Here is a 2,323-nt window from a genome sequence, read left to right as displayed (position 1 = left end):
TATACCAAATATCGAAATAACCGATGTGGAGCATGATGATTGGATGCAAAATCAAGCTACTCGTAAAATAGACACTGACACTTTAAGACTGGTAGAGTATACGCCTCCAGAACAATCGCCTGTAATAGTAACGCCAACAACAAACCAGGATTTAGCAGATGTATGGGAAGCAATGTTGACGATGTCTGCTGAATTAGAAACGTTGAAAGGAGATAAATAGCATGTTAATATCATGGAAAATCACAGCTTATGTGTATTTAATCAAGGCTGAGCGTTTACAAGTTGAAGCAATACCAGCAGAATATCAGGCAGTAGTTGCAGAGAGATTGATTGTAGAGTAAGAGCCATGAGGCTCTATTTTTATTGGGGGTGGGGTAGTGGAGTTAAATCTTAGTAATACAGTACAGCTCATAACAATCATTAGTTTTACAGCAGGGTTAGTAAAATTTTTAATCGTTAAGCCTTTGCAAACAGCAATTACGGCGCTAAGAGAAGCAATTACTGAAATGAAGGATATGCTTTTTCGATTAGATCAAGATCAAAAAGGAATTGATAAAAGGCTGGTAGTCGTGGAAGAATCAGCAAAATCGGCACATAAAAGATTAGACGGAATGGGGGTGCACTGATGATACCGACAAATGAATTACAAATTGTTTATGTAGCCGTTGGCATATTGCTGGCGGCTAACGTTTTGGCTATGGGGTTTTTCGTAATGTTTGCGAAACTTCGGGATGGACGGCTAAAAGAATCGATTCGAAGTATTATTTTTGAGATGGATAAGTTTGCAGACAACATGGAAAATGCTGAGAAACGTAGGATAGCAATCCAGCAGATTAATGATGTCTTAGGATGGCGCCGCATTTTAGTACCAGGTGCGCTCATTGGCTGGATCATCGATGCAGAGTTAGCTGCTATACGGAAGATGCAAAAAACAACTAATACACCAAATTTACATGAGGGAGAATAAATCATGCGTATTGTAATTGATCCAGGCCATGCAGGGCGATTAACGGACCCTGGGGCAGTATCACCGTTCACAGGATTGCGAGAATCAGATGCTGTCTTATCAATGGCGTTTATGGTCCAGCGGTACCTGCAAGCAGTAGGATATGAAGTTTTGTTGACCAGGACCCAGGATGAGCAGCCAGAAACTGACGACTTAATTTATCGTACTAACTTATCAAACTCTTGGGGAGCTGACTTGTTTGTTAGTCTGCACTGCAATAGTGCAGGTAGCTCATCAGCACAAGGTTATGAAGTTTGGACTTCACCAGGGCAGACTCAGGGGGATATCTTAGCAACAAAAATATTTAACCAGATTGCAGGTGAATTTTCTGATCGAGTAGGTCGCGCTGATTACTCAGATGGCGATCCAGACAAAGAAAGTCGATTCTACGTGCTCATGCATACAGATGCACCAGCATGCCTAGTTGAAGCAGCATTCATTTCAAATGAGGAAGAGGGACAGTTGTTGGCAAATCCAACTTGGCAAGATCGGTATGCTAGGGCAATTGCTAGGGGCATTACTGATTATGTAGGGGGATTATAAAGATGATCAATCTAGATGCAAGCAAGTCGTTTATCGCAAATAACTGGAAATATTTCTTGGGGCTAGTCGTTGTACTGGCCCTTTTGTTTTGGGGCAGGCAAGAATACCAACAGTGGAAACAGCACATCATTGATCAAGCACAGAAAACGAATACTCAAACTGTTGTCACATCGCCACCCCAAGTGATAAATACTAAAACGGAAACGATCAGGGAGGTAGCAGTACAAGCTCCTAGTCAAGAAGGTGCTATCCTGCAATTTGTAGAACGACAAGGGAAAGTCATTGCGATTGTGAACGGTCAAGAGGTCGAGGTGCCAAATGTATCTGGACAACCTGATGTCAAAATAGGAGAGAATGGGGAGCTTAGATTTTCTACGTCTTCAACCACTAAAATAGATGTAACCGAGATGGCTAATGCTCAGGCTAGATTGATAGCTAATCAGGAATTAGAAAAACAGGCTAAAATAAATGCAGAAGAAATGAAAAAAGAAAAATCCTCCCGTAAGAAGGAACGTATCGGATGGATACTTGCTACTGCTGCGGGGGGATATTTACTCACACGTTAATAATCTCCAAACAACTGCCTTACTCATAAAATGAGTAAGGCAGTTGTTTTTATATGCTCAGTAGCAAATTTACTTAATTATGCCTATTGCAATATATAAAGTGAGGTGCACAGTTATCGCAGCTAGAATTAACAATTAGATGCACTACGGGGATTCGTTTTCAGTTGTATTACTTATGTTAAATACACATGGATCACACAATATTTAT

Annotated in this window: 6 protein-coding genes; all 6 read left to right on the top strand. The window is 40.8% G+C overall.

The window, feature by feature from the left end; genetic code table 11:
- Window positions 1-220 (top strand): hypothetical protein (locus LMF89_RS25230; RefSeq protein ID WP_229537565.1); only part of this gene is annotated, 220 nt, incomplete at its 5' end.
- A 1-nt stretch (window position 221) separates the two neighbouring features.
- Entirely contained in the window at window positions 222-341 is a 120-nt protein-coding gene (locus LMF89_RS26035) for a CD1375 family protein (protein WP_255711631.1), read from the top strand.
- A 36-nt stretch (window positions 342-377) separates the two neighbouring features.
- Window positions 378-626 (top strand): hypothetical protein, encoded by a 249-nt coding sequence (locus LMF89_RS25225; RefSeq protein WP_229537564.1) that lies wholly within the window; start codon window positions 378-380, stop codon window positions 624-626.
- Window positions 626-967, top strand: a complete 342-nt coding sequence (locus LMF89_RS25220; RefSeq protein WP_229537563.1) for a hypothetical protein — start codon at window positions 626-628, stop codon at window positions 965-967. The genes LMF89_RS25225 and LMF89_RS25220 overlap by 1 nt, the downstream gene beginning before the upstream one ends.
- Before the next feature lie 3 nt (window positions 968-970).
- A complete protein-coding gene (locus tag LMF89_RS25215; protein WP_229537562.1) occupies window positions 971-1,549 on the top strand; it encodes an N-acetylmuramoyl-L-alanine amidase family protein in 579 nt (192 codons plus the stop codon).
- A 2-nt stretch (window positions 1,550-1,551) separates the two neighbouring features.
- Window positions 1,552-2,115 (top strand): hypothetical protein, encoded by a 564-nt coding sequence (locus tag LMF89_RS25210; protein ID WP_229537561.1) that lies wholly within the window; start codon window positions 1,552-1,554, stop codon window positions 2,113-2,115.
- The last annotated feature ends 208 nt before the right edge of the window (window positions 2,116-2,323 follow it).

The sequence above is a fragment of the Pelosinus baikalensis genome, assembly GCF_020819555.1.
GTDB classification, from domain to species: domain Bacteria; phylum Bacillota; class Negativicutes; order DSM-13327; family DSM-13327; genus Pelosinus; species Pelosinus baikalensis.
Note: the sequence above shows the minus strand (reverse complement) of the source record. Positions and strands in the feature narration are given on the sequence as shown.

Bases quoted from the DNA above. Each gene is read 5' to 3' on its own strand.
- LMF89_RS26035 (WP_255711631.1), top strand. From the start codon at position 222: ATGTTAATATCATGGAAAATCACAGCTTATGTGTATTTAATCAAGGCT.
- LMF89_RS25220 (WP_229537563.1), top strand. From the start codon at position 626: ATGATACCGACAAATGAATTACAAATTGTTTATGTAGCCGTTGGCATA.
- LMF89_RS25215 (WP_229537562.1), top strand. From the start codon at position 971: ATGCGTATTGTAATTGATCCAGGCCATGCAGGGCGATTAACGGACCCT.
- LMF89_RS25210 (WP_229537561.1), top strand. From the start codon at position 1,552: ATGATCAATCTAGATGCAAGCAAGTCGTTTATCGCAAATAACTGGAAA.